We start from the raw sequence: 25,719 nt of genomic DNA, 5'->3' as shown, positions 1-25,719 counted from the left end.
TGCTTGCTGTGGCGTTAGCGGCTGATGGTTGCCGAAGCGCGCAAACCAGCCAGGTCCTGGAAGGTGTACTCGCCACCCTCGGTCAGCTGCATTGCGACGCTGCCGCTGGTGATCTGAGCGGTGGTGGTCAGGGTGTAGCTGGAGGTCACCTCGGTGAAGTACACCGGAACCAGCGAAGCCAGCACCTGCGCGTAGCTCACGCCGTCCTTCGCGGTGGCTTCCAGGTAGTCGGAGGTGCGGATATCCAGTACGCCGGTCCAGACGTTGTCCTCGATGGTCGGCTCGTAGAACTTCGCGGTGTATGCGATGCCGTTGAACGCCGCCACGGCGGGGTTGTTGGTCTTCGCGCCGCCCTCGCTCTTGGCGAGTGCCGGGATTTCAACGTCGTTATCGACGTCCCACAGCAGCGGGTCGGTGACATCCTCGGCGGTGGGGAAAGTGAACTCGAAGGTCACCTGCAGGTGCGCCTGAGGGTACAGCCAGGAGCTACCCTGGAACTCGCCCTTGGAGTTGATGGGCGCAGAAATCCACAGACCCGCACCACCGTACAGGCCTGCACCGACGCTACCGCCGGGGGTGAAAGTGCCGCCGCCGCGGCTCTGCGGGGTGGTGGAGGTTGCGGTGATGTTGGGGACCTGCACGGTGTAGGAATCCAGGCCGTAGCGGGTATCAAAGTCGTTGGCGGGGTTCGAGTTGAACGCCTGAGTGAAGACACCGAACCTCATGGTCGGGGTCTCCTGCGCGTCGGTGGATGCCGCGTAGGCGGGTGCCGCTGCGGCGGTTGCGATAACGGGGGCGCTCCAGACGGCACCCTTGACGAGGGAGCGGCGGTTCAGGTTGCGCGCGGTATTAGGGGAAGAAGTCATGGGATCTCTCTTGTCATTAAGAATGTGGTGATGCGTGTGATTTGAATTACTGATACTCTAATGTAATTCAGCTCATCTTCAAAATTATCTCAACTATTACCTCAATGTATGAACATTACGGCACCCAGCTCACCTAGCGCGTGAAACGGGAGCATCATGGAAACCGTGGAGAACGTCCTCCCGGCAAGCTCCACCGAAACACCACCGGTCACCACACACTAAGGAACACAACATGGCATTTCTGAAGAGCGCACGCGTCACGCTTGCCTCCCTCGCAGTGCTCTGCCTGGGCACCATCGCAGCCCCCGCAGCAAACGCCTACAGCCCCGACATTGACGGCGACGGCATCCCCAACACCTGGGAGCTGAAGGGCTACGACGCAGACGGCGACGGCAAAATCGACGTCGACTTCCCCGCAATGGGCGCAAACCCCAACCACAAGGACATCTTCGTCGAGATGGACTACATGGCGGGCCTGCTGCCCAGCGAAGACGAGCTGGACCGCATCACCAAGATTTACGCCGACCTGCCCATGCGCAACCCCGACGGCACCACCGGCGTGAACATCCACCTGGACGCCGGTAGCGCCCGCAGCGCCAAGTACAACCTCGGCGGCGGCAACGAAATCAGCTACCAGGAGCTCGACAGCGAGTTCAAGGCGCTCCACCGCATCAAGGCAACCGAAGGTAAGTTCAACACCGCCCGCGAAGGCACCTTCCACTACGTCATCTGGGGCGACTACTACGACAACAGCACCTCCTCCGGCATCGCTAACTTCGGTGGCCGCAACCTCATGGTCACCGTGGGCCCGCACTTCTGGGGTAAGGCAACCAGCGACATCCGCGTGGCAGTGTTCGTACACGAGCTCGGCCACAACCTTGCGCTGAGCCACGGCGGCTGGGACGAAATCAACTACAAGCCCAACTACTACAGCGTCATGAACTACCAGTACACCCTCACTGGCGTGCCCATGGCTGATGGTAGCCGTTACTTCGGCTACTCCACCGCCGAGTACCGCATGCTGAACGAGGCGAAGCTGTACGAGGCGCGCGGCTTCGGTCCCCGCGCGGCTGGCTTCCTGTACAAGGGCAAGCCCGCCGACCAGCCGATTGACTTCAACGGCAACGGCAAGATTGACACCGAGCCGGTGTCCGTGGACCTGAACGGTGACGGCTTGATTACGAACCTGGGTGCGGCAAACGACCTGAAGATGATTCGCTTCCAGGCGACCGAGCACCCGGAGAAGAACAAGGGTCCCGAGCACATTGAGCCGAGCGGCATTACCGCCGAACACGCTCGTTCGCTGGGCCTGATCAAGTAGGCTAACTAGGCGGCGCAACGCCGACAAAGAGCCGTGTCAGCCCAGTAAAATGGCATAGCAAAAGGTGCGGATACCGAATCATCATTCGGTATCCGCACCTTTACTGTATGCAGCTTTCAGCTCAGCGTTCAGCTCAGCAACAGAGCCTAGACAGCCTCGCTCACGCGGCCGGTATCCACCAGCACCTGCGCAATGTGGCCCAGCGCCTCCTCGTTCTGCAGCGAAGAAACATCGCCCAGCGAGCGGCCCTGGTACAGCTCACCGAGCAGGCGGCGAGTAATCTTACCCGAACGGGTCTTCGGGATATCGGCAACCGCCACAACATCCTTCGGCTTAGCAATCGGGCCAATGTGCTCACGCACGTGTGCGGTCAGCGCCGCCTTCAGCTCATCCTCAGTCAGGTCCTTACCCTCATCGGTGAGCGTCACGTAGGCGACCGCCTGGTGACCGGTCAGCTCATCCTCCACGGGGCAGACGCCAGCCTCAACCACAGCCGGGTGAGTGACCAGAGCCGACTCAATCTCAATCGTGGACAGACGGTGACCCGAAATGTTAATCACGTCATCAATACGGCCGAGGATGTACACGTTACCTTCTTCGTCTTCCTTCGCGCCGTCGCCAGCGAGGAACCAGCCGCGCTCGCCGTAGTGGCGCCAGTAGGAATCCAGGAAGCGCTGCGGGTTCTGCCACACGGTACGAGCCATGGACGGGCCAATCTTATCGACCACGATGAAGCCCTGCTTGCCGGGTTCGACCGGGTCGCCGTGCTCATCCACCACACGGGTGGACACGCCGGGAACAGCGCGGGTAGCGCAACCGGGCAGAGGAGTGCAGTGCGGGGTGCCCTCCGGGTAGGTGCCCTCGGGTGCGAACGCCGGGTCGTGCGGGCGCGGGGAGCACACGGTCGAACCGGTCTCGGACTGCCACCAGGTGTCGATGAACGCCGCGGTGCCGCCACCCACGTGCTGACGCAGCCAACGCCACGCCTCCGGGTTGATGGACTCACCCACCGAACCGAGCAGGCGCACGGTCGAGAAGTCGTACTTGCCGGGCTCCGGGCCGTTCGGGAACGCACCCATGAGGGAGCGAATCAGGGTCGGCGCGGTGTAGTAGTTGGTCACGCCGTAGCGCTCAATGACCTCGAAGTGGCGGCCGAAGTGCGGGGTGTTCGGGGTACCCTCGTAAATCACCTCGGACACGCCGTTAACCAGCGGACCGTAGATTTCGTAGGTGTGCGCGGTCACCCAAGCAAGGTCGGCGGTGCACCAGTGAACGGTGGACTCCACCTTCTCGGGGTCGTTGACGGCGGACAGCTCGTCGGGGCGCAGCACGCCGTTCTCGTCCACGTAATCCGGCAGCAGATCGTACAGCAACGCGTGGGTGTACGCGGTCTGCACCAGGTAGCCGCCCATGGTGTGCACCAGGCCCTTAGGCTTACCGGTCGTGCCGGAGGTGTAAATGATGAACAGCGGATCCTCGGCGTCGTGCAGCTCGTAGGCGTGGGTGTCCGGCTGGTCGTCCACCAGGTCGTGGTACCAGACGTCGCGGCCCTCAGTCCACGGCACAGCGGCGTGTGCTACCGGGTCGGAGGCGCTGGTGCGGTCCACCACGATGACGTGCTCAATGTTGTTCTCACCGGAGCATGCTTCGTCGGCGTTCACCTTCACGGGAACGACCTTGCCGCGGCGGTTCTGGCCGTCGGTGGTGATGAGAACCTTTGCGCCGGTGTCTTCCACACGGAACTTCAGCGCCTCGGCGGAGAAACCGCCAAACACGAGGGAGTGAATCGCGCCGATACGCGCGCAGGCGAGAGTGAAGATAATGGTTTCGGGGATGACGGGCAGGTAGATGACCACGCGGTCACCCTTGCGCACGCCCAGGGACAGCAGACCGTTGGCGGCCTTCGCGATGCGGCGCTGCAGTTCGGCGTAGGTGATGGCTTCGCGGTCGCCGGGTTCACCCTCGAAGTAGAGGGCGACCTTGTCGCCGCGGCCCGCCTCCACGTGGCGGTCCACGCAGTTGTAGGCGACGTTCAGCTTACCGCCCTCGAACCACTTAATTTCGGGAATCGTGAACTGTTCGATGCCGTCCTCATCAAAGCCGAGGGACTTCGGCTTCTCGAAGCGGTGCGCGGTGTGCCAGGGCTCAGCCCAGGTGAGGCGCTGCGCCTGCTTCTCCCAGAACGCGACGCGTGCCTCGTCAGATTCGAGCGCGGGGTTCGGGGTAGGGTTCAGCGGGTCGGTGAACGAGTAGGGGGTGGGCAGTCCCATTATTCTCCCATCGGTTGCTGGCATTAGCACCCTTGCTTGCCGTGCCGCTGTCTGTGTGACCGTGGGGTCTGTGTGTGCGTTGGCGAGGGGGTTGCTGCGACGTCATGGAGCCAGGTCTCTCAGTCGCTCTGGATGGTTTGCCTTCTTAGTAAAGCGCGCTCCGGGCTAGGAAGCAAAGGGGACCGTCATATTCGGCGTGCTGTGTATCGGTTCGTAATATAACGACATATTTAAAGACCCCGCCCCGCGCTCACTGCTGTGGGGCGCGGGGCGGGGCACATCATCATCATTCAGTAGGCGACAGGTTTCCCCGCCGACTTCTTTTTCCGGCGCGTAGCGATGATTAGCTCACCTTCAGGGAGCAACTACGCGGCGGACATCTCTCCTAAAACTCAGCGCGAACGCCGAGCCTTTTCAATTAGTTGCTGGGGTACTTTGCCTTCACCCAGCGCTCGAACACGCCCACCAGCGCGTCGGTAATCTTACCGAGCACCGCCAGCGCCACGATGGCGAGCAGCAGGCGGTCGGTGCGGCCGTTGTTCTGCGAGTCAGTCAGCAGGTAACCCAGACCCATGGACGCACCCAACAGCTCGGCGGCGACCAGGAACAGCCACGCCTGAGCCAGCGCCAGACGCAGACCCGAAACCACCGACGGCAGAACCGCGGGAAGCTGAACCGTGGTGAACAAGCGCAGACCCTTCAGACCGAAGGCGCGTGCCGCCTCCACAAGCTTGGGGTCAACGTGCGCCAGAGCCGCAGAAACCGTGGTGTACACCGGGAAGAACGCACCAATAGCAACCAGAGTCACCTTGGAATTCTCTCCAATACCGATCCACAGCAGAAGCAGCGGAACCCACGCCAGGGACGGCACGGCACGCAGCGCACCAATGGTCGGTGCGGCAATCAGACGCACCGGCGCAGAGAGGCCAATCAGCGCACCCAGCACCAGGCCGAGCACGGCACCAATGCTGAAACCAATCAGCACACGCTGAGTGGAAATCGCCACGTGGCGGCCCAGCTCGCCGCGCTGCGCCAGCTCAATGCCAGCGCTGACCACGCGGTCGGGGGAGGGCAGCTGAACCTGGGTGAACACGCCGTTGGTGCTCAGGATGTACCAGAGGGCAATCAGCGCCAGGGGCAGAATCAGGCCCAGGTACTGCTTACCGGCGAACGGGTTCGACGGCAGCTTCACAGAAGTAGCACGCTTCTCGGCACGCTCAGCGCGAGCGCTGGAGGCGGCGGTAACCGTTGCGGCGGTCATTACTTCTCAACCACCTTTGCGATCTTCTCGACGGCTGCGCTGTCAGCCTTCTTTGCGAACTGGTCGTCCACAATGCTGTTCAGTGCCTTGTCCACGTCGGACTGGGAGGGAACGTCGCCGGACTCGACCAGAATCGGGCCGACACCCTTGAGCACCTCAACCTGCTTTGCGCCCGGAACCGGGTCAATGTCCAGGTGGGTACGCTCCATGACGACCTGGGCGGTCTCATGCTTAATGCCGGACTCCTCCTCGACAATCTTCACTGCCTCTTCGGGGTTCTTCTTAGCCCAGGCGCGAGCGTACTCGTACACGTCCACGATGGTCTGTGTAGCGGTCGGGTTGGACTGGATGAACTTCTCGGTCGCGTTCAGGAAGCCGTAGGTGTTGAAGTCCAGGTTGCGGTAGAAGAGCACGTCGCCGCTCTCCACCTCGGCGGCAGCCATGATCGGGTCCAGGCCGCTCCACGCGTTGACCTGACCGTTATCCAGGGCGGTGCGGCCGTCGGCGTGCTGCAGGTTCTGAATGGTCAGATCCGAAGCAGAAATACCCTCCTGCTTGAGTGCCTGCAGCAGCAGGAAGTACGGGTCGGTACCCTTGGTCACGGCAACGGTCTTGCCCTTCAAGTCCGCAACCTTGGTGATGCCCGAATCCTTGCGGGTCACCAGAGCCGACCACTCCGGCTGCGAGTACAGGCTGATGACCTTGATGGGGGAGCCGTTAGCGCGTGCCAGCAGAGCCGCCGAACCGGCGGTCGAGCCGACATCAATGTTGCCGCTACGCAGCGCCTCGTTCGCCTTGTTCGAGCCAGCCGACTTGACCCACTCAACCTTCTTACCCTCGGCGGCAAGGGCGGTTTCAAGCCAACCCTTCTTGCGGATAATCAGCGAGAGCGGGTTGTAGGTGGCGTAGTCAATGGTCACGGTGTCCTTGCCGCCGCCGGCTGCACCGGAGGCGTTGGAGGAACCGGAACCTTCACCGGCGCAGGCGCTGAGCAGAGTAGCAAAAGCGGCGGCTGCGGCAAGGGACTTAAGGGCGGTACGGCGAGACGGGGAGTAAGTCATGATGGAATCTTTTCGCTTCTGAAGATGATGATGTGTGGTGATGAGAATGCGTTACGCGGCAGCGCTGGTGTTGCCTGCAGATTTAGGCGTTATCTTCCACGCCGAGCTCAGCCAGCAGTTCGCTACGCAGCGCCGTGATCTCTGCATCGGCGCGGTCACGCGGGTGAGAACGGTCAACGGTCACAATACGCTGGATGGTGGCGGGCGCCTCCGGGGTGTCCTTACCGAGGACGATGACCCGGTCAGAGAGGTACAGCGCCTCTTCCACATCGTGGGTGACCAGCAGAATCGTGGTCGGGTCCTGACGGTGCACGTCCAACAGCAAATCCTGCATGTTGATGCGGGTCAGCGCGTCCAGAGCACCGAAGGGCTCGTCGAGCAGCAGCACGCCGGGGTTGCGTGCGAGCGCTCGCGCCAGGGACACGCGCTGAGCCATACCGCCTGAAATTTCCTTGGGACGGTGGGTTGCGTATTCGCCCAGGCCGACCAGGTCGAGCAGGCGCGCTACGGATGCTGCGCCTTCAGATTTTTTGGTGCCTTGCGGCAGTCCGAGTGCCACGTTGTCGGCGACGGTGCGCCAGGGGAGCAGGCGCGGTTCCTGAAAGCCGATAGCTACGCGGGGGTCGAGGCCGGTCACTGTCTTCTCGCCAATACGCACGGTACCTGCGGTGATGCGGTTCAGGCCTGCTGCTGCACGCAGGAGGGTGGATTTACCGCATCCGGAGGAGCCGATGACGGAGATAATCTCGCCGGGGGCCGCGGTGAAGGAGACTCCGCGAAGAACTTCGTGGGTTCCGCCGGGCACGGGGAAAGATTGTCCGACGTCTTCAAAGCTCAAGGGGACGGCGGCGGTGGATACGGCACGGCGGCCGGTGTTTTCACTGGTGGGTGCGTCAGTTACTGCACTGTTGAGTGTCATGTCACTTCCATCGTTCCTGGCGTTAGCACCGGGGGTGGAAGAATCCGTGCCGGTTGCTGCGACGTCGTGGAGCCAGGTCTCTCAGTCGCTCTGGATGGTTTGCTCCTCCAACCCTATGGGCTGTGGCGTGCCTCAATCAACCCGACGGGCGCGTATGAATTTCTGTGACCGTATATTTCGCATTTGTCACGAAATATTTCGGGTCCACGTCACAAAAAGATTTTTTCGTCACAAACGTGACCTCCCTCCCGCGCGCCCCGTACACTCAAACCACGAGATCATGAGTCCCGGCGCTAAGCTCTGGCTAGCCGGGCGGCAACCCTCTCCCGTAGCGGGGTGCCCCAGATGATGATCTGGCCTCAACGTAACGAGGCAAGTACGGCGCGAACGCGCCACCTGCACGAAGGCCACCACCGAACGCAGAAGGCATCAGGAGGCGGCGCGCGGGGTGCAGGGTACAAACCCGATCGTCCCCGATCATTCGCGAAAGGAAAATCGATGGCTGAGCAGAAGAAGCGCATCGTAGTCAACGCATTCGAGATGACCTGCATCGGTCACCAGAGCTTCGACCTCTGGCGTCACCCGCGCTCCCGTGCAACCGAGTACAACACCATCAAGTACTGGACTGACCTGGCTAAGACCCTTGAGCGCGGCCTGTTCGACGCCGTGTTCATCGCTGACGTGGTCGGTATCTACGACGTGTACAAGAACTCTGCCGCTCCCGCTATCGAGGGTGCCGCTCAGGTTCCCGTGAATGACCCCGCAACCCAGATTTCTGCAATGGCCGCCGTGACCGAGCACCTCGGCTTCGGCGTGACCGCTGCCGCTACTTTCGAGCAGCCCTACACCCTGGCTCGCCGCTACGCCTCCCTCGACCACCTGACCGAGGGCCGCGTCGGCTTCAACGTGGTGACTTCTTACCTGCCTTCGGCTGCTGAGAACCAGGGCCTGCCCACCCAGATCCCGCACGACGAGCGTTACGAAATCGCCGACGAGTTCCTGGACGTCTGCTACAAGCTGTGGGAAGGCTCCTGGGAAGACGGCGCAGTCGTCAAGGACCGCGAGCGCGGCATCTACGCTGACCCCTCCAAGGTCCACCCGATTGGCCACAAGGGCAAGTACTTCTCCGTGCCCGGCATCTCCCTGACCGAGCCGAGCCCGCAGCGCACCCCCGTGATTTTCCAGGCTGGCGCATCCAGCCGCGGCCAGAAGTTCTCCGGTAAGCACGCTGAGGCTGTGTTCATCAGCGCCCTGCGCCCGGACCTGACCCGCGTTGTGACCGACCGCATCCGTGCATCTGCTGAGGAGCAGGGCCGTAGCCGCGACGACGTCAAGATTCTCGCAATGCTCTCTGTCATCGTGGATGAGACCGAAGAGAAGGCAAAGGCAAAGTACGAGGAGTACAAGAAGTACATCAACCTCGAATCTGCACAGGCTATTATCGGCGGCTGGTCCGGCGTTGACCTGTCCCAGTTCGACGAGGACGAGGTCCTGAACTACGTGCAGACCGAGTCGATTCAGTCCTTCCTGACCCCCTTCACCCTGCAGGCGAAGGACAAGAAGTGGACCCGTAAGGCTATCGCTGAGCACACCACCATCGGTGGTATGGGCGAGGTCATCGTCGGCGACCCGGTTCAGGTTGCTGACGAGCTCGAGCGTTGGATTGACGAGGGTGGCCTGGACGGCATCAACCTGGCGTACCACGTCTCCCCGGGTTCCTTCGAGGACTTCATCGAGTACGTTGTGCCCGAGTTGCAGAAGCGCGGCCGCTACCGCACCGAGTACGAGGGCAACACCCTGCGTGAGAACATCTTCGGTAAGGGCCACACCAAGGTCGCTGACAGCCACCCGGCTGCTAAGTACCGCGGCGCATACGTGGGCAAGCCTTCCGCGGCTGACACCCCGGCTCGCGCAATCGCTGAATAAGCGTTGCCGTTGAAGCGTGCCGTGTAGGTTTGCTCAAACTTAACGATTGAAAACAAGAACGCCCGTTCTGCTGAGGATAGTGTCCCCGGCGGAGCGGGCGTTTCTTTGTGCTGTGGTCTCTTGATGCGGTGCCTTCTTGACGTAGCGCGTTCTTTATACTGGGTGGCATGACTGAACTAAACCATGATGACCGTTGCCCCTGCTCGAGCGGCGAGGTGTACGGCACCTGCTGCGGCAGGTTCCTGGGTGAGTTTACCGCCTCCGGAACGCTGACTGCGCCCGCGCCGGAGCAGCTGATGCGCTCGCGCTTTACCGCGTTTGCGATTGGCGATGCGGCGTACCTGCTGGCGAGCTGGCACCCGAGCACCCGCCCTGCGACTCTGGAGCTGGAGGACGACATCCGCTGGTACCGCCTGGATATTCTGGGCTCTTCGGGCGGCCCCTTTGACGCCTCCGGCACGGTGGAGTTCGTCGCCTACTACCGTTCGGTGCCGGGCACCCCTGCGGAGGAACGGGTGAAGGGCAGCATGCACGAGCTGTCGCGCTTTGAGAAGGTGGGCGGCGCCTGGTTCTACGTGGACGGTGACGTCCGCTAACTCTAGCTCTCGCCGCCCCTGTTTCGTGCAGGGTGCGGGCATAGAAGAAATGGCAGAATCATTCCGAATTCGGAACGATTCTGCCATTTCTTGTTTTAGTTAGCTTCTATCTTTTAGAAGCTTTTCAAGATATTTCTCTAAACGAGAGGCTACCTCCAGCTCGCGGTCAGAAATAATGCCGGTATATTCGTGAACCGACCTGGAAACACCATCATGAAGGCGATATATCTGTTTTCCAGAAAGAGTCGGGATATCTCGACGCTCTTGAGAATTAAGAACTGAAGACAAAAGAATAATATCTCGGAAATGTCGACTTTTATCGGAATCTCCATTGTTGAGCAGGGCTGATACCTTCTCGTAAAGAGCGCCCAAACCATCAGGAACATTGACTGTAAATTGGCGGTCAGCGCAGAGTACAGATGCTTTACGGGTACGCTCAAGCCCAAACTGGGCACCACGAGTTTCTAACAGGCGGCCAAACCCCGGATACTCATAGGTGCGAGCGACCTCTGACTGTCCCGAAGGGATGAGGATATCTATCTGAGCTTCACCGCGAACCCACCGGTGATTTTGACCTGATGCATTGAATCCGGCAATTGAAAATCCGGCATTGCTAAGAGCCTCATGGAACTGACGAACATACGCCCGTGATGCGCGGATATCAAGAATAACGTCGATATCGTGAGTGGAGCGAGAACCCGCGTAGCTTCGTTCTGCAGCCAATAGACGCATCATGCTTCCACCAGCCAGGGACCATCCTTGCGGCATAATCTTTGAGATATCAGCCAGACCAAGCCAAGAGGCACGCTCTGCCCCAATAGCAGGAATCAAAATAGGGGATGCGGTCATGACTAAGATGCTTTCTTGAAAACAGAATCGTGAAGAATGCGTTCTGCCTCAGCGGAGCTTCGCGGATCCCCCAAATCTAGAAGATCTACCGCTACATGCAGGGGCAGAATATGGGGCGGCTCATCGCATTCACGCAAGATAACATTCGCTGAATCCGCAGAAGCCGGAAGCAGATTGTACAGAAAAATGATGTTCTCTAAATCCTGGCTCGAAACGTATGCATCAACCATTGAGCCGTACACCTGCGAAATATCGCTACTAATACCGGTCAGCGACAATGCAGGGTCTTCCAAAATTGCAGGAATCTCGGAGGGAGGGGCTTGTAGGTGATGCACTTTCAACCCGCGGCGGGCTCGGTACCGCTCAACAGAAGCTGGACCCTGTTCCTGAATCGCTGAGGCACGTTCTTTTGCCCTGCGGCGTTCCTCAGCAGATAGAACAGACAACTGCCCATCGCAGTAACGCGCCAAAGCGTTGAATGCATCGAAGGAAATAGGGCGGCCAGCATTACTGCGGTGTGCTGCGGGAATGGCGTCGACAATCCAGCGGCTTCCCAACTTACGCCCCTGGAGCATTCCACGTTCTAGGCGGGCGCGCACGCTTCGCTCTGAAACCTTAGCTTCTTGAGCATACTCTTGAACGGACATCATGGCAGAATCATACCGGAAACGGAATGATTCTGCCATGATTTTTCCTTGCACCCAGGCGCGATAAGGAACATGTAAGAGCGAATCAGATACACAAAAGGCAGGTCCTTCGGCGGCTTGAAAACTTACGTTCTCAACCGCCTCGGGAACCTGCCCTCAGCAAATATGTGCTCCGTTGGAGTTAGTGGGTCCAGCCGTTAATGATGCCCATACCGAAGTAGATGACGAACACCGCGGACACCAAGTACATCAGCCAGTGCACGTCCTTGCCGCGGCCCTGCACCAGGCGAATAAAGGTGTAAGACACGAAACCGGCACCAATACCGTTCGCAATCGAGTACGACAGCGGCATGAAAATAATGGTCAGGAACGCCGGAATACCCAGACCCCAGTCGGTCCAGTCAATGTTCACTGCCTGGCGAATCATCAGGAAACCGACCACGACCAGTGCCGGAGCAACCGCCTCGAAAGGAACGATGGTGACCAGCGGCGAAATGAAAATCGCCAGCAGGAACAGCACACCGGTCACAATGTTCGCAAAACCGGTGCGTGCACCCGCACCAATACCGGTAGCGGACTCCACGAAAATCTGGTTCGCCGAACCGGACGCGCCACCACCAACAACGGAACCGAAAGCGTCCACGAGCAGGACCTTGTCGATGTCCTCAACCTTGCCGTCCTTCATGGTGCCAGCCTCGGCGGCAAGACCCACCGAAACGCCCATCGCGTCGAAGAACACGGACAGCAGAATGGTGAACACCAGCAGCGAAGCAGCCAGCGGGCCGATGTGGGTGAACGCGCCGAACAGGTCAGCGGAACCGATGAGGGAGAAGTTCGGGGTGGTGAACTTCATGTCAGCCAGGGAGGGCACGTTCAGGGACCAGCCGGTTGCCGCCTTCTGCACGGAACCGGAGGGGACGACCGCCTCCAGAATCAGGGACAGTGCGGTGGAGGCGAGCACGCCCCACAGGATCGCACCCTTCACGTTACGGATGAACAGGGCGATGGTGAAGAACAGGCCGAAGAGGAAGACGAGGGTGGGCCAGCCGAGCAGGTGACCGCCCGCGCCGAGGCTCACCGGAACGGTGGTGCCAGCTGCGTCAGGCATGCGGCGGATAATGCCGGAGTCGACCAGACCGATAAAGGAAATAAAGAAGCCGATACCGACCACAATCGCGGTCTTGAGCGACTCAGGGACCGCCTCAAACACCGCGGTACGGAAGCCGGTGAGCACCAGAACGGTCATGATCAGACCGGCAAGAACGACCAGGCCCATGATGTCTGCCCAGGTCAGGTTCGGGGTGGTGGCAATGGTGGAGGCGAGCAGCGCATTCACGCCCAGGCCAGCCGCCATGGCGAAGGGCTGCTTGGCGATAACACCCATGAGGATGGTCATCACGCCGGCAACCAGCGCGGTCACAGCCGCGACGGGTGCGATACCGAGGGTGCGTTCGGATGCGTCCTTGCCGAGGCCGATGACGAGGGGGTTCAGCACCACGATGTAGCTCATGGCGAAGAATGCGGCGAGGCCGCCGCGGAATTCTGCGGCGATGGAGGAGCCGCGTTCGGAAATCTTGAAGTAGCGGTCGAGTGCGCTGGTGGGCGCTGCCGCCTTCTGGGGTTCAGACATGTGAGGATCCGTTGATGTTGTTCGGTGTGTACTGTTGCGCCGCCGGTTTCGCGGGTGAAGCTCGCGGGTAAATTTCACGGGCTAGGCTCGCGGGTAAATCCCGGGTTGGGCGCCACGATGGTTCAACCATTGTAGGCGCCGCCTCCTAGCTTGTGCCGTTGAAACGCGTTGTGTGCGGCGGTTCAGTCGGTGCTGTGGTGTTTCCCCGACCCCTGCACCCAGAATCGGTGGTTGGGGCAGAGGGAAGAATAGCGCAGGGCGGGGTACCGGCAACCCGAAGGTGCCGATACCCCGCCCTGATGGCGCCCGCGCCTCCACATGTGGAGGGTGAGGCACCTGATGTATTTAGTGCATCCAGCCGGTAATCAGGCCGTTAGCGAAGAAGATGAGGAACACTGCGGAAACCACGTACATGAGCCAGTGAACTTCCTTGCCGCGACCCTGCACCAGGCGGATGAAGACGTAGGACAGGAAGCCTGCGCCGATACCGTCCGCGATGGAGTAGGACAGGGGCATGAAGATGATGGTCATGAACGCGGGGATACCCAGACCCCAGTCGTTCCAGTCGATGTTCACTGCCTGGCGGATCATCAGGAAGCCAACGAACACCATTGCGGGTGCAACAGCTTCGAAGGGCACGATGGTGACCAGCGGGGACAGGAAGATTGCGACGAGGAACAGTGCGCCGGTGACGACGTTCGCGAAGCCGGTGCGTGCGCCCGCGCCGATACCGGTTGCGGACTCCACGAAAATCTGGCTGGAGGAGGAGGAAGTGCCACCGCCGACTACGGAGCCGAGGGCGTCCACGAGCAGGACCTTGTCGACGTTCTCGATCTGACCATCCTTGATGGTGCCTGCTTCGGTCGCCAGACCGACGGAGGTGCCCATTGCGTCGAAGAACGCGGAGATGAGGATGGTGAAGATCAGCAGAACTGCAGCCATGCCCCCGAGGGTGCCGAAGGCACCGAACAGGTCAGCGGCACCGAACAGGGAGAAGTTGGGCAGCTTGCTGGTGTTGGAGTCCCAGACGGGGACGTTCAGGGACCAGCCGGTCGGGGACTGAAGCGAGCTGCCGGAGGGCACGACCTTCTCCAGGATGATGGAGAGGGCGGTGGAGGCGAGCACGCCGTAGAGGATTGCACCCTTCACATTGCGGATGAACAGCGCAATGGTGAGGAACAGGCCGAACAGGAAGACCAGGGTGGGCCAGCCGAGCAGGTGGCCGCTCACGCCGAAGGAGACGGGCACGGTGGAACCGGCTGCGTCGGGCATGCGGCGGATGATACCCGCGTTAACGAGGCCGATGAAGGCGATGAAGAAGCCGATACCGACGACGATTGCGACCTTGAGCGATTCGGGGACCGCGTTGAACACTGCGGTGCGGAAACCGGTCAGCACGAGGATGGTCATCAGCACACCAGCCCAGACGACGAGGCCCATGATGGCGGGCCAGGTCAGTCCGGGGGTGGAGGCGATGGTGGTTGCCAGCAGCGCGTTCACGCCTAGGCCTGCCGCCATGGCGAAGGGCTGCTTGGCGATGACGCCCATGAGGATGGTCATGACGCCTGCGACCAGTGCGGTCATTGCTGCGACCTGCGGCACGCCGAGCGCGTTGCCGGATGCGTCCTTGCCGAGGCCGATAATGAGGGGGTTCAGCACGACAATGTAGCTCATCGCGAAGAAGGTGGCGAGGCCGCCTCGGAATTCTGCTGCGATGGTGGAGCCACGTTCGCTGATTTTGAAGTAACGGTCCAGTGCGCCCTTGGCTTCTGCCTTGGGGTTCTGGGGAGCCGCGGTGTTCTCAGAAGACATTCGTGAAAATCCGTAGATACTCTTAGTAGGGGCGGGCGCCGGGGTTCCGAACCCGCATAAAAAAGTGCCACTTCCCGGTGTGTTGGGGAGGTGACACTGTTGTTACCGAAATATTCTACGGTTAAAGTTTCTCTGAGCGTTAATCCAGGAAATTCCCAGCTTTCGTTCAGTGGGTCTGTCTTGGGCAGTGTCATAGGGCTTAACTATCCCTCGCTCCGCGCGAACACCGGTGACATATAAGGTTAGTGAACCCTAAGTTCCTGCTATATTCGAGGTGAAACAACGCGTCGCCGGATGCAGGGTTCCGTGTGGTGAGCCTTTTCGGCATAGATAAGAAGGAGTCCGCCGTGACTGAAACCCCGCAGGAAAAAACTGCTGCCCCCGCTGAAAACCAGCCTGCTGAAAACCAGTCTGTCGAGAACTACCCCGCCGCAGAATCCCTGCCGGTACGCCAGCGCGCCGTCGTCGCAACCGCCCGCCCCGCCCGATACATCAAGCAGCTCGGCTCCCACATGGGCCGCAAACTTGGCACCGCAGAACTGCCCGACGGCCTGCGCCTCACCTTCAATCGTGACGGCATCTTCCGTGGCTACGGCGACCTGCGCGAAACCGACGGCGCACTCATCATGGAGGTGCGCGCCGCTAATGACGAGTTGGCCGCTGGTCTGGCGGATGTGCTGGGCCGCCACCTGGTCCGCTTCGGTGAACGCGAGGAACTGGTCGTAACCTTTGAGGCGGTACCCGCCTCCTAGTCCCTGCTTTCTAGTCTTCGTTACCCTGCCCCGCCCTCCTGCACCTCGGAGGGCGGGGCAGCTTTTATGCCCGCTACGTGCGGAGGCGCCCGGAACCGACCGCGCCGCATCTCCCCGGATTAGGTGACCCCGCCCGGATTAGGTGACAGAAAATTGTCCTATTTAGTGGGCGAAGACATATAAGCCCCCGAACACCCGTCAATCCCCGGTAAAATAGGCAGGAAGTGAACACTAAGCTCACCGCCTGTTCGCGCCGCACCGGGCGCCTGACGGTGAACTTCGAAAGGAAGATTTTCGTGTCTGAAGCAGCACGCCCCCTGCGCGTCGCCGTTATTGGTGCAGGTCCCGCCGGTATTTACACCGCCGACATCCTCACCAAGTCTGAAGAGGTCCGCACCGGCGCCGTCGAGGTCGCCATCGACATCTTCGACCGCTACCCCGCCCCCTTCGGCCTGATCCGCTACGGTGTGGCACCGGATCACCCCCGCATCAAGGGCATCATCACCGCACTGCACAAGGTCCTGGACCGCGGCGACATCCGTTTCTTCGGCAACGTCGAATACGGCAAGGACCTGACCCTCGCCGACCTGCGCGAACACTACGACGCCATCATCTTCGCAACCGGCGCGATTTTCGATGCACCCCTGAACATTAAGGGCATCGACCTGGACGGCTCCTACGGCGCAGCAGATTTCGTCTCCTGGTACGACGGCCACCCCGACTACCCCCGCACCTGGCCGCTCGAAGCTGAGCAGGTCGCAGTGCTCGGTAACGGCAACGTCGCCCTGGACGTCTCCCGCATCCTCTCCAAGCACGCTGACGACCTGCTCGTCACCGAAATCCCCGACAACGTCTACGAGGGTCTGAAGGCTTCCCCCGTGACCGACGTGCACGTCTTCGGTCGCCGCGGCCCCGCACAGATGAAGTTCACCCCGCTCGAGCTGCGCGAACTCGCACACTCCCGCGACGTGGACATCGTCCTGTACGAAGAGGACTTCCAGTTCGACGAGGCTTCTGAGGAAGCCATGGAGAAGAACGCCCAGACCAAGGTCATGATGAAGACCCTGCGCGGCTGGCTGGAAGACCAGAAGACCAACGAGCAGACCGCATCCCGCCGCCTGCACCTGCACTTCCTGCAGTCCCCGCACGAAATCCTCGGCGAAGACGGCAAGGTCGTGGGCCTGCGCATGGAACGCAACAAGCTCGACGGCAACGGCGGCATCATCGGCACCGGCGAGTACGTGGACTACCCCGTACAGGCTGTCTACCGCGCAATCGGCTACTTCGGTTCCGAACTGCCCGAAATCGGTTACGACGACAAGCGCGGCGTCATCACCAACGTTGAGGGTCGCGTCGTGGACGAGAACGGCGAGGTCGTTCCCGGCCTGTACGCATCCGGTTGGATTAAGCGCGGCCCTGTCGGCCTGATCGGCTCCACCAAGTCTGACGCGCTCGAGACCATCACCCACCTGCTCGAGGACCGCGAGAACCTCTACACCGCAACCGAGCCGGAGGCAGAGGCATTCAGCGCCTACCTGGACTCCAAGGGCATCAAGTACACCACCTGGGAAGGCTGGCACCGCCTGGACGACCACGAGAAGGCACTGGGCGCCGCATCCAAGGACGCTGCCGGTGAGCCTCGCGCCCGCGTGAAGGTTGTGGACCGCGACGAGATGATCAACATCTCCCGCGGCGAGTAATCCTTACCTCTAGTACGTAGAGCATAGAAATCGACCCCGTACCGTGAGCCGGTGCGGGGTCGATTTTTGTCTGTATATAAGGAGGTGGGGGAGTCACGGGGTGCAAGCCCGAGAAGCTCCTGCCCGGAAGAGTTATCGAAAGAGCGGTTAAAGAAACCCACCCCGCACCATGAGGTCATGCGGGGTGGGTTGGGTAGGTGCCGAAGACACTCGAGGACATACCCTCCGGCTACCCGGACGCGCAGCGAGCCCATGCAGTGACTCCACGTGCGGCGCATCCCTTAACGGGGTCTAGAAAGCTAAAGAAACACCAAGATTAGCTCTCTAAACAAGTGCATAGCCGTACGGTGTGTAGACTATGCACACTTTTTGAGGACGTCTTCAATGCCCAAAATGGCCTTGAGTACGGTTTCAGTTTCAGTACCCAGCTTCTTGCGGGCTTCACCAGAAATGACGGCCTTCACGATGTTCTTGAAGGTCTTCCACTGCTTGAAGGCGTTAACGAGTGCCTTAATAAGCTTGTAAATGGCGATGCCTAGCTGAATGACAAACTTTGCAATACTGACAACGCAGGCAATAACACCAACGGGGGAGAGTGCTGCGTGGGCGCGTCCATCAGACTTACGAACAGCGGCCTTAGCGCTTGCAATCTGACGGCCTGCGTCAGTGCCCTGGACGGTGGTCAGGTTGCCCAGTGCGCTCTCAATGCCGCTATTAACGCGGTTGGAGGATCCAGGCTTCGCATACTTCAAACGGGCAGGTACCTGCTCTAGGCGGCGCAGAATCAGCTTGAGCTGCTGGTCGGCAGTCATTGCCTTCTGCGGATGTGCGATCTGCTGTGCCTGCGCTGCGGGTGCAGCTGCACAGCCGAGAGCGATGGTTGCGGTGCCTACGCCGAGTGCACGGAATGCTGTGCGGCGATTCATCGTTGCGGACACTGGATCCCCCTTTGGATCTCTATGCGGTTTATCGGTGCTGTAATGTGCGGTGACTTTACGTCTGGGGCTCCGGAAGTGGCCCCGTGCAAGGTCCGGAAGTGACCTCACGCCCTCTATAGTACGGTGCTCAAAGAGGGGGCTTCAAGCTATTTCAGGGGGTATTTTCAGCTGGCTTTCATCTCTCCTTGTCAATCGCTAGAGGTTTATCAAATCTTTATATTTCTGCGTCGTCATAATTGCGTAGATATCTGCACTGAGAGAAAAATAAGCGTCTGACAAGCCGGTTTATTGTATTCCCAAGAGTGAATATTTGCATCTACGTGCATTCTGGCCTGTAGTTGCTTTGCGCGGCAGAATTTTGTGGGTCGCTTGAAGGTTGAGACGAGTCTTGCTGAAGGGATGCGCCGCCAGATTCACCGAAGATGCACCACGGAGTCCATCGCAGGATTCACCACAGAATTTGCCGCAGGATTCACTGCAGAATTCGCCGTGCACTCTCTTGCGTTTTTGCACTCCGGGTAGCGCCTCCGTGTGCACCTTATATAGGCGCTGCAGAAAGTACTGAAAATTTTTTGGAGATTTTTTGGACTGCCGTGAGGCGAGTGGGGGAGCGGAAAACGGATTTTCGGAACTCTTGTGAAGGGTCGTTCAAAGATCTTTGACTCTCTTTGGAGCAAAATTTTGAAAGATTCTGAAGGAAATTTGTAGAAATCAGAGCAAAAAATAGGGCTTCCTCGAGGCCTCTGTAGGCGCCCAAAAGTCGCTAAAACCCCTCCAAAAGCCCCTGATATGGGGTGTTGTGAAGAAATTTTAAAATTTTTTGAAGTTTTTCTGAATCCTCATTGACAAGCTTAAATACATATGTGCCAGGCTATAAATCGTCGAAAATGGGGGTCAAAATCGGGCAAAATCGAACAAAACGGTTTGCGCGCCTCCGCAAACCTGTCATAGACTAGTGGAGGTTCGAACGACGGGATGAAGAAAACGGAACCTGTTCGATCGACTAGGCCCCCATCGTCTAGCGGCCTAGGACGCCGCCCTTTCACGGCGGTAGCACGGGTTCAAATCCCGTTGGGGGTACTTGCAAATCTCACGATTTGCAAAGCCAAGTTAGATGATATAGAATTTACTTCTGTTGATTCCAACAAGGCCCCGTAGCGCAGTTGGTTAGCGCGCCGCCCTGTCACGGCGGAGGTCGCGGGTTCAAGTCCCGTCGGGGTCGCTCTGGCCGCGTAAGTTCAGATGATTATTCATCCGAAGACGCGGTCATTGCGTATCTAAAAGTAAATACGCAAGGCTCTGTAGCTCAGTTGGTAGAGCGTACGACTGAAAATCGTAAGGTCACCGGATCGACGCCGGTCGGAGCCACGAAATCCGCCTCCAGGCTTCTACAGTGGGGCGGGTTTTGTTTTTAAAAAACTTTGCGGTTGCAGATACTGCAAAACCGTCGAAAAGGCGGCATTTTGGGAATAAAACCCTGAGATGCCGCCTTTTGTATAAGAAAACAACGCCACGCTCACTCTAGAAAGCTTCCCGCAGAAAACTGACCCAAATATTTCTGCGGGCACGGCGCATGCACCGGGTTATAAAACCGGGCTGTAACACCAGGCTGTAACACCAGGCTGTAGAAAGGATTGCCGCACCCATGACCGCTCAGAATCCCAGCGCTCAGCCTCCGGAAATCTCACCCCAAATTCCGGGCTCACCCCAGATTCCCTGGGCAAAAAATGCTGCTGTCGATAGTGCTCAGGCGGGCGGAATCCGCTTCGAGAACATCACCAAAAGCTACCCGAGCCGAACCGGTGAACCCACCACGGTGTTACAGAACCTGAACCTGCACATCCCCGCCGGGCAGATTACCGTGTTTGTCGGCCCCTCCGGCTGCGGTAAAACCACTAGTCTGCGCATGATTAACCGCATGGTGGAGCCCAATAGCGGAACCATCACCATTGACGGCGTGAACGTGCACGAGAAGAACCCCTACGAGCTGCGCCGCGGCATTGGCTACGTGATGCAGCAGGGTGGGCTCATGCCGCACCGCACCGTCGCGCAGAATATTGCCACCGTACCGCGCCTGCTCGGGGCATCCCGCAAGGAGGCGCAGGCGCGCGCCCTCGAACTGCTCGAAGTAGTCGGTCTGGATTCTTCGTACGCCAAGCGCTACCCCGCCCAGCTTTCGGGTGGCCAGGTGCAGCGCGTCGGTGTGGCGCGTGCTCTCGCTGCCGATGCGCCCATCCTGCTGATGGACGAGCCGTTCTCCGCGGTGGACCCGGTCGTGCGCACCGACCTGCAGCGCGAGCTGCTGCGCCTGCAGGCTCGCCTCGCCAAGACGATTGTGTTCGTCACCCACGATATTGATGAGGCGCTCCTGCTGGGAGACCGCATCGCCGTCTTCGCGGAGGGCGGTCGCCTCGCGCAGTTCGGCACTCCCGAAGAGATTCTGTACAGCCCAGCAGATGATTTTGTGCGCTCCTTCGTGAGCCGCTCCGTCGCCGGTCTACTGGATGAACAGACGATGCGCCAGGTGCGTGCGCGCCGACTTGCCGCCTCCCGAGAAGCGCAGAATAGTGCTGTAGAAGGCGAGAAAAGCGAATGAGTCTTCTAGAAAATAGTGTGCTGGCGGCACCACCTATTGCCGCATCACCGCTCGCGGCAAGTGACATGCACTGGGAGTGGGTCGCCGCCAATAGCCAGCGCATCCTCGAGCTGACCCTCAGCCACCTCTACCAGGGCGTCGTGCCCGTCGCGATTGGTGCTCTCGTCGCGCTGCCGGTCGCCTACTACGCGAGCCGTCGCCGCGACCGCGGTTCCGAACGCCGCATCGGTGCGCGAACCCTCATACATCTCTCCTCGCTGCTGTACACCATCCCCTCAATCGCACTGTTCGTGCTGATGCCGCTCATTCTGGGAACCTCGATTATTTCCCCGCTGAACGTGCTTGTCGCCCTGAGTGTCTACTCCTTCTCTCTGATGGTGCGCTCCGGCGTGGATGCCTTCGACTCCGTTCCCGATAGCGTGCACGAATCTGCCCGCGCCCTCGGATACACGCCCCGACAAGCGCTGATGGAGCTATACCTGCCCCTCGCGGCGCCCGTCATCATGGCGGGAATCCGCGTAGCAACCGTCGCCAATATTGCGATGGTGTCCGTGGGTGCCCTCATCGGTGTGCCCTCGCTCGGCACGCTCTTCACTGACGGCCTCGCACGCAATATTCCCTCGGAGATTCTCGCTGGCGTGATTCTCAGCCTGCTGCTGGCGCTGGTGCTCGACCTGCTCCTTATCCTTCTGACCAGGCTCTTTACCCCCTGGCAAGCAGGAACGTCCGCACGCCACCGAAGCCCCGAGAGGAGAGCGTAAACCGTGAACGTTATTGAACGAACCCTCGCCTACCTCATGGATGGCGCCAACTGGCAGGGAAGCACCGGAATTCTCGTGCGTCTGCTTGAACACGTGGGTGTTACCGCCCTCGCCACCGCCTGCGCGGCACTCATTGTGGTGCCCCTCGGCCTCTGGGCTGGGCACCACCGCCCGGGTTACGGCACCAACCGCGGCCGTAGCAACCTGCTCATGAGTACCGTTGCCGCCACCCGCGCGCTGCCCGCACTCGGTCTGCTCACCATCCTGGCACTCTGGCTGGGCGTCTCAACCCTGCCCTCCCTGATTGTGCTCATTATTATTGCGGCGGCGCCCCTGCTCGCCGGAGTCCTCGAAGGCCTCGCCGCAGTACCCGAAGACCTCGTGGACGCCGCCCGCGCCCAGGGACTCACCGAATGGCAGATTCTGACCGGCCTCGAAATCCCGCTCGCCGCCAACATGATGCTCGGCGGGCTCCGCTCCGCACTCGTGCAGGTCATCGCAACCGCGACCATCGTCGCCTACCTCAGCGGCGGAACCCTCGGCAGGTACCTCTTTGATGGGCTCGCCGTGCGCGATTACCCGCGTATGCTCGTCGCAACCCTGCTCGTGGCGCTTCTCGCTTTCGCCGTGGACGCGCTCATGGGCCTCGTGCAGCGTGCGCTCACTCCCGCGGGGCTCACCATCAACTGGAAGAAGGCATGAACCGATGAATCAGACGCATCAAACCTTCACGCGCCGTACCGTATCTCGTCGCGTTGCACTCACCGCCGCCGGTGCACTCGGCATGGCGGGTATTCTTAGCGCCTGCGGGCTCAGCGGCGATAAAGTCTTCAGCGGCGAACATGAAGGAATCATCGTCGGCTCAGCCGCCTTCGCCGAATCCCAAATTCTCGCCGAAATCTATGCCGGAGCCCTCGCCCGGGCGGGATTCAATGCCCGCACCCAGCTAAGCATCGGCGCCCGCGAAGCGTACCTGGGGGCACTCGCCTCCGGTGCGGTGGACGTTATCCCGGACTACTCCGGCAACCTGCTTCTTTACCTGGACCCGAAGGCTACAGCTAACACTGCGCAGGAGATTCTGCAGGCGCTACCTGCCGCCCTCGGCACCCTCACCACGGGTGGCTCCGGGGCTGAAATCCGCGCCCTGAACGCCTCCGAGGCGGAGGATAAGGATTCCCTGGTCGTTACCGCGCAGACCGCCCAGAAATACGGTCTGCGAAGCCTTGAAGACCTCGCCTCCCGCTGCACGAATCTGAAGCTCGGCGCCGCCCCGGAGTTTGCCGAGCGCGCCTACGGCATCCCGGGTTTGAAAGAGAAGTACGGATGCGTCCCCGCCGAGTTTGTGCCCCTCTCGGATGGTGGTGGCGCGCTGACCGTCAAGGCCCTGCTGGATGACACCGTGCAGGTGGTTGACCTCTACTCGACCACCCCCGCAATTGAGCAGAATCAGCTGGTGGTGCTGGAGGATCCGAAGAACATGATTCTGGCTCAGCAGGTGCTGCCCATTATCAATACGTCGCGAGTTCCCGACTCCGCGGCGGAGGTTCTGAACCGCGTCTCGGCGAAGCTCACTACCGCCGATTTGCGTACTCTCAATGACCGTGTTTCGGGTACCTCTAAGCAGGAGCCCACGCAGGCGGCGGCTGCCTGGCTGAACGAGCACGGCTTCTAAGATTCTGCCTGATATTCCATATAAATTCCTCTATAGGAATGTCTATAAACAAAACCGACCTGGGAATATTCTAGAAATAGAATATTCCCAGGTCGGTTTATATTGCCCATCTCCCACACGTCTCCCACAGGTTAGGGGAGGGGCATGTAGTAGCTTTTAGCCCTCAATCAGCAGCGCCAGAGCCTCGTAGGGACGCAGACTCAGCGTCACCATCTCAGCCGAATCAGATACAGCAGAATTCTTGTAATTACATACCAGCACGCGACCGGAACGAACAAACTCAGCCGGAACCTCAACCTCGGTCGGCTCACCGTAGAAGTTCGTCAGCACCAGCAGGCGCTGCGCCGGGCTACCGTTCTCAGCATTAGCCTCAGCGGGCAGCTCACGCAGGTACGCAAACACCCGCTCGTGATCCAACGCGTAGGGCGCGTACGAACCCACAGAGATGACCGGGTACTGCTTACGCAGGGCAATCAGGTTGCGGTAGTAGGGCAGAATCACGCCGTCGCGTTCCTCGTCCTCCACCGAAATACCGACACCGGTCGCCGCATCACGCACCGGGGCGGGAGCCAGCCACGGCGACGTGGAACCAAAACCGGCAGTCGCTGGATCCGCGGTCCACTGCATCGGCACACGCGAATTATCGCGAGCCTTCGACGCCACAATCTCCAGTGCCTGCTGCTCGCTCAGACCACGCTCACGCAGCATCGCGTAGGCGTTGTGCGCCTCCACATCCACGTACTGCTCGATCGAGGAGTAGACCGGGTCAATCATGCCGATTTCCTCGCCCTGGTACACGTACGGGGTGCCGCGCAGCAGGTGAATCACGGTCGCCAACATGGTTGCCGACTCGGCACGGTAACGCTCAACGTCACCAAAACGGTTCAGTGCGCGCGGTTGGTCGTGGTTATTCCAGAACAGTGCGTTCCAGCCGCCGCCGGCCTGCATACCCAGCGCCCAATCGTTCAGGATCTGCTTCAACTCGGCAAAACGGAACGGCACCTTCGACCACTTCTCGCCGTTCTCGTAGTCCACCTTCAGGTGGTGGAAGCTGAACACCATGTCCAGTTCGTGGTTTGCCGGGTTGGAGTAGCCCACGCAGTTTTCGATGCTGGTCGAGGACATTTCGCCCACGGTTACGGTGTCATCATGCTGACCGAAGGAGGCGCGGTTCAGCTGCTGAATGCGAGTGTGCACAATCGGGGTGTCGGTGTATTGTGCCTTGTCCACGGTGCCTTCGGGGGCGTCGAGCAGCTCCTCACCCTTGCCGATGACGTTAATAACGTCGAAACGGAAGCCGCGCACGCCCTTCTCGTACCAGAAGTTCACAACCTTAAACAGTTCCTCGCGCACCACCGGGTTGTACCAGTTCACGTCCGCCTGGGTGCGGTCGTACAGGTGCATGTAGAACAGGGGAGTGCCGTGCTCGTCCGTGTACTCGCCGAAGCGGGACCAGCAGGGACCGCCGAACTTCGACTCCCAGTTGGTGGGTTCGCGCAGCTGACCGTCCTCGGTGTACTTGCCGGGGCGAATGTAGAAGTAGCCCCAGTACTCGCGTTCACCGGCGAGGGCACGTACAAACCATTCGTGCTCGGTCGAAATGTGGTTGAGGACCATGTCGAACATGACGCCCACACCGTGCTCGGCGAGGGCGGCAATCATCTCTTCGACGTCCTTCATGGTGCCCAGGTCGGGGTTGATGGCGTAGTAGTCGGAGATGTCGTAGCCATTGTCGTTCTGCGGGGAGGCGAAGAACGGGTTGAACCACACCATGTCCACGCCCAGAGAAGCAATGTAGGGAACCTTCTCGATGACGCCGCGCAGGTCGCCGTAGGCGCCACCGGCGGAGGAGTAGAAGGACTTGGGGTACACCTGGTAGATGACGGAGGACGCGAAATCCTTACCGCCTGCCGGGGTGGTTGCTGGCGTGAGGGTGAGCGATGCGGTGGGTGCCTGTGTCATAGAAACCTTCTGAAATGTAAGCAGGGTTCAGCGTGTATAAAAGCGTGTATAAATCAGTGCGTTGGCAACGAACCGCGCCGGTGCAACGTATGCTGCTACCTATGTTGCTACGTATGCATAGCGAGGCCCGTACGCGGCAGACACGGCAGCCCGCCGCCTCCCGGTGCGTTCGCCGACTGA

At 60.2% G+C, this 25,719-nt stretch carries 20 protein-coding genes, 3 tRNA genes and 3 riboswitches; of the genes, 12 read left to right on the top strand and 11 right to left on the bottom strand.

The genetic code is table 11. The features are described from left to right. Positions 1 to 14: 14 nt before the first annotated feature. Complete coding sequence (locus tag AB8C10_RS02870; protein ID WP_368866785.1) at positions 15 to 866, bottom strand: transcriptional initiation protein Tat; 852 nt, start codon at positions 864 to 866, stop codon at positions 15 to 17. A 232-nt stretch (positions 867 to 1,098) separates the two neighbouring features. Between AB8C10_RS02870 and AB8C10_RS02865 the strand changes: the two genes are divergently transcribed. Further along, the gene (locus AB8C10_RS02865) at positions 1,099 to 2,187 is read left to right on the top strand and encodes a C4-dicarboxylate ABC transporter substrate-binding protein (protein WP_368866784.1); all 1,089 of its coding nucleotides are present in this window, start codon (positions 1,099 to 1,101) and stop codon (positions 2,185 to 2,187) included. A gap of 146 nt (positions 2,188 to 2,333) precedes the next feature. Here AB8C10_RS02865 and AB8C10_RS02860 read toward each other — a convergent pair whose 3' ends face one another. The 4 genes from AB8C10_RS02860 to AB8C10_RS02845 form a co-directional block, all read right to left on the bottom strand. After that, positions 2,334 to 4,457: an AMP-binding protein gene (locus tag AB8C10_RS02860; protein WP_368866783.1), complete on the bottom strand. Its 2,124-nt coding sequence runs from the start codon at positions 4,455 to 4,457 to the stop codon at positions 2,334 to 2,336. A 4-nt stretch (positions 4,458 to 4,461) separates the two neighbouring features. Continuing rightward, positions 4,462 to 4,596: riboswitch (SAM riboswitch) on the bottom strand. A 279-nt stretch (positions 4,597 to 4,875) separates the two neighbouring features. Beyond that, complete coding sequence (locus AB8C10_RS02855; protein WP_368866782.1) at positions 4,876 to 5,718, bottom strand: ABC transporter permease; 843 nt, start codon at positions 5,716 to 5,718, stop codon at positions 4,876 to 4,878. Then, positions 5,718 to 6,779 (bottom strand): aliphatic sulfonate ABC transporter substrate-binding protein, encoded by a 1,062-nt coding sequence (locus AB8C10_RS02850; RefSeq protein WP_368866781.1) that lies wholly within the window; start codon positions 6,777 to 6,779, stop codon positions 5,718 to 5,720. The genes AB8C10_RS02855 and AB8C10_RS02850 overlap by 1 nt, the downstream gene beginning before the upstream one ends. A gap of 82 nt (positions 6,780 to 6,861) precedes the next feature. Then, entirely contained in the window at positions 6,862 to 7,698 is an 837-nt protein-coding gene (locus AB8C10_RS02845; protein WP_368866780.1) for an ABC transporter ATP-binding protein, read from the bottom strand. 4 nt (positions 7,699 to 7,702) lie between these two features. After that, positions 7,703 to 7,799: riboswitch (SAM riboswitch) on the bottom strand. Positions 7,800 to 7,974: 175 nt separating this feature from the next. Then, positions 7,975 to 8,083, top strand: a riboswitch (SAM riboswitch). A gap of 113 nt (positions 8,084 to 8,196) precedes the next feature. Between AB8C10_RS02845 and AB8C10_RS02840 the strand changes: the two genes are divergently transcribed. Both AB8C10_RS02840 and AB8C10_RS02835 read left to right on the top strand, forming a co-directional pair. Beyond that, complete coding sequence (locus AB8C10_RS02840) at positions 8,197 to 9,624, top strand: LLM class flavin-dependent oxidoreductase (protein WP_294454543.1); 1,428 nt, start codon at positions 8,197 to 8,199, stop codon at positions 9,622 to 9,624. A 167-nt stretch (positions 9,625 to 9,791) separates the two neighbouring features. Further along, positions 9,792 to 10,220 (top strand): YchJ family protein, encoded by a 429-nt coding sequence (locus tag AB8C10_RS02835; protein WP_368866779.1) that lies wholly within the window; start codon positions 9,792 to 9,794, stop codon positions 10,218 to 10,220. Positions 10,221 to 10,319: 99 nt separating this feature from the next. Here AB8C10_RS02835 and AB8C10_RS02830 read toward each other — a convergent pair whose 3' ends face one another. The 4 genes from AB8C10_RS02830 to AB8C10_RS02815 all read right to left on the bottom strand — a co-directional run bounded on the left by AB8C10_RS02830 (position 10,320) and on the right by AB8C10_RS02815 (position 15,158). Then, a complete protein-coding gene (locus tag AB8C10_RS02830; protein WP_368866778.1) occupies positions 10,320 to 11,069 on the bottom strand; it encodes a hypothetical protein in 750 nt (249 codons plus the stop codon). 2 nt (positions 11,070 to 11,071) lie between these two features. Then, a complete protein-coding gene (locus AB8C10_RS02825) occupies positions 11,072 to 11,755 on the bottom strand; it encodes a hypothetical protein (protein ID WP_368866777.1) in 684 nt (227 codons plus the stop codon). A 142-nt stretch (positions 11,756 to 11,897) separates the two neighbouring features. After that, positions 11,898 to 13,346, bottom strand: a complete 1,449-nt coding sequence (locus AB8C10_RS02820) for an NCS2 family permease (RefSeq protein WP_368866776.1) — start codon at positions 13,344 to 13,346, stop codon at positions 11,898 to 11,900. 345 nt (positions 13,347 to 13,691) lie between these two features. After that, positions 13,692 to 15,158, bottom strand: coding sequence for an NCS2 family permease (locus AB8C10_RS02815; RefSeq protein ID WP_368866775.1), 1,467 nt, complete (start codon positions 15,156 to 15,158; stop codon positions 13,692 to 13,694). Positions 15,159 to 15,505: 347 nt separating this feature from the next. Between AB8C10_RS02815 and AB8C10_RS02810 the strand changes: the two genes are divergently transcribed. Together AB8C10_RS02810 and AB8C10_RS02805 are read left to right on the top strand one after the other, a co-directional pair. Continuing rightward, positions 15,506 to 15,910 (top strand): DUF2218 domain-containing protein, encoded by a 405-nt coding sequence (locus AB8C10_RS02810; protein WP_368866774.1) that lies wholly within the window; start codon positions 15,506 to 15,508, stop codon positions 15,908 to 15,910. 296 nt (positions 15,911 to 16,206) lie between these two features. Next, positions 16,207 to 17,610 (top strand): FAD-dependent oxidoreductase, encoded by a 1,404-nt coding sequence (locus tag AB8C10_RS02805; RefSeq protein ID WP_368866773.1) that lies wholly within the window; start codon positions 16,207 to 16,209, stop codon positions 17,608 to 17,610. A gap of 356 nt (positions 17,611 to 17,966) precedes the next feature. Here the strand turns inward: AB8C10_RS02805 and AB8C10_RS02800 are convergent, their stop codons facing one another. Next, complete coding sequence (locus AB8C10_RS02800) at positions 17,967 to 18,548, bottom strand: hypothetical protein (RefSeq protein WP_314363369.1); 582 nt, start codon at positions 18,546 to 18,548, stop codon at positions 17,967 to 17,969. Between the two features lie 1,007 nt (positions 18,549 to 19,555). Here AB8C10_RS02800 and AB8C10_RS02795 point away from each other — a divergent pair. The 7 genes from AB8C10_RS02795 to AB8C10_RS02765 all read left to right on the top strand — a co-directional run bounded on the left by AB8C10_RS02795 (position 19,556) and on the right by AB8C10_RS02765 (position 23,577). After that, positions 19,556 to 19,628 (top strand) — tRNA-Glu (locus AB8C10_RS02795). A 68-nt stretch (positions 19,629 to 19,696) separates the two neighbouring features. Continuing rightward, positions 19,697 to 19,770 (top strand) — tRNA-Asp (locus AB8C10_RS02790). Positions 19,771 to 19,843: 73 nt separating this feature from the next. Beyond that, positions 19,844 to 19,916: transfer RNA gene (locus AB8C10_RS02785), tRNA-Phe, on the top strand. Positions 19,917 to 20,193: 277 nt separating this feature from the next. Next, positions 20,194 to 21,144, top strand: coding sequence for an ABC transporter ATP-binding protein (locus AB8C10_RS02780; protein ID WP_368866772.1), 951 nt, complete (start codon positions 20,194 to 20,196; stop codon positions 21,142 to 21,144). After that, positions 21,141 to 21,905 carry an ABC transporter permease gene (locus tag AB8C10_RS02775; RefSeq protein ID WP_368866771.1) on the top strand — a complete coding sequence of 255 codons (765 nt, stop codon included), beginning with the start codon at positions 21,141 to 21,143 and terminating at the stop codon, positions 21,903 to 21,905. Before AB8C10_RS02780 ends, AB8C10_RS02775 begins: the two co-directional genes overlap by 4 nt. A gap of 3 nt (positions 21,906 to 21,908) precedes the next feature. Next, positions 21,909 to 22,607: an ABC transporter permease gene (locus tag AB8C10_RS02770; protein ID WP_368866770.1), complete on the top strand. Its 699-nt coding sequence runs from the start codon at positions 21,909 to 21,911 to the stop codon at positions 22,605 to 22,607. A gap of 4 nt (positions 22,608 to 22,611) precedes the next feature. Continuing rightward, the gene (locus AB8C10_RS02765; RefSeq protein WP_368866769.1) at positions 22,612 to 23,577 is read left to right on the top strand and encodes an ABC transporter substrate-binding protein; all 966 of its coding nucleotides are present in this window, start codon (positions 22,612 to 22,614) and stop codon (positions 23,575 to 23,577) included. A gap of 156 nt (positions 23,578 to 23,733) precedes the next feature. On the opposite strand, the gene AB8C10_RS02760 is transcribed toward AB8C10_RS02765, so the two are convergent. Further along, on the bottom strand, positions 23,734 to 25,539 hold the full coding sequence (locus AB8C10_RS02760; protein WP_368866768.1) for an alpha,alpha-phosphotrehalase: 1,806 nt from the start codon (positions 25,537 to 25,539) through the stop codon (positions 23,734 to 23,736). Between the last annotated feature and the right edge of the window lie 180 nt (positions 25,540 to 25,719).

The sequence above is a fragment of the Rothia mucilaginosa genome (assembly GCF_964210535.1).
GTDB lineage: Bacteria > Actinomycetota > Actinomycetes > Actinomycetales > Micrococcaceae > Rothia > Rothia mucilaginosa_F.
This window is presented reverse-complemented; position numbering and strand designations above follow the sequence as displayed.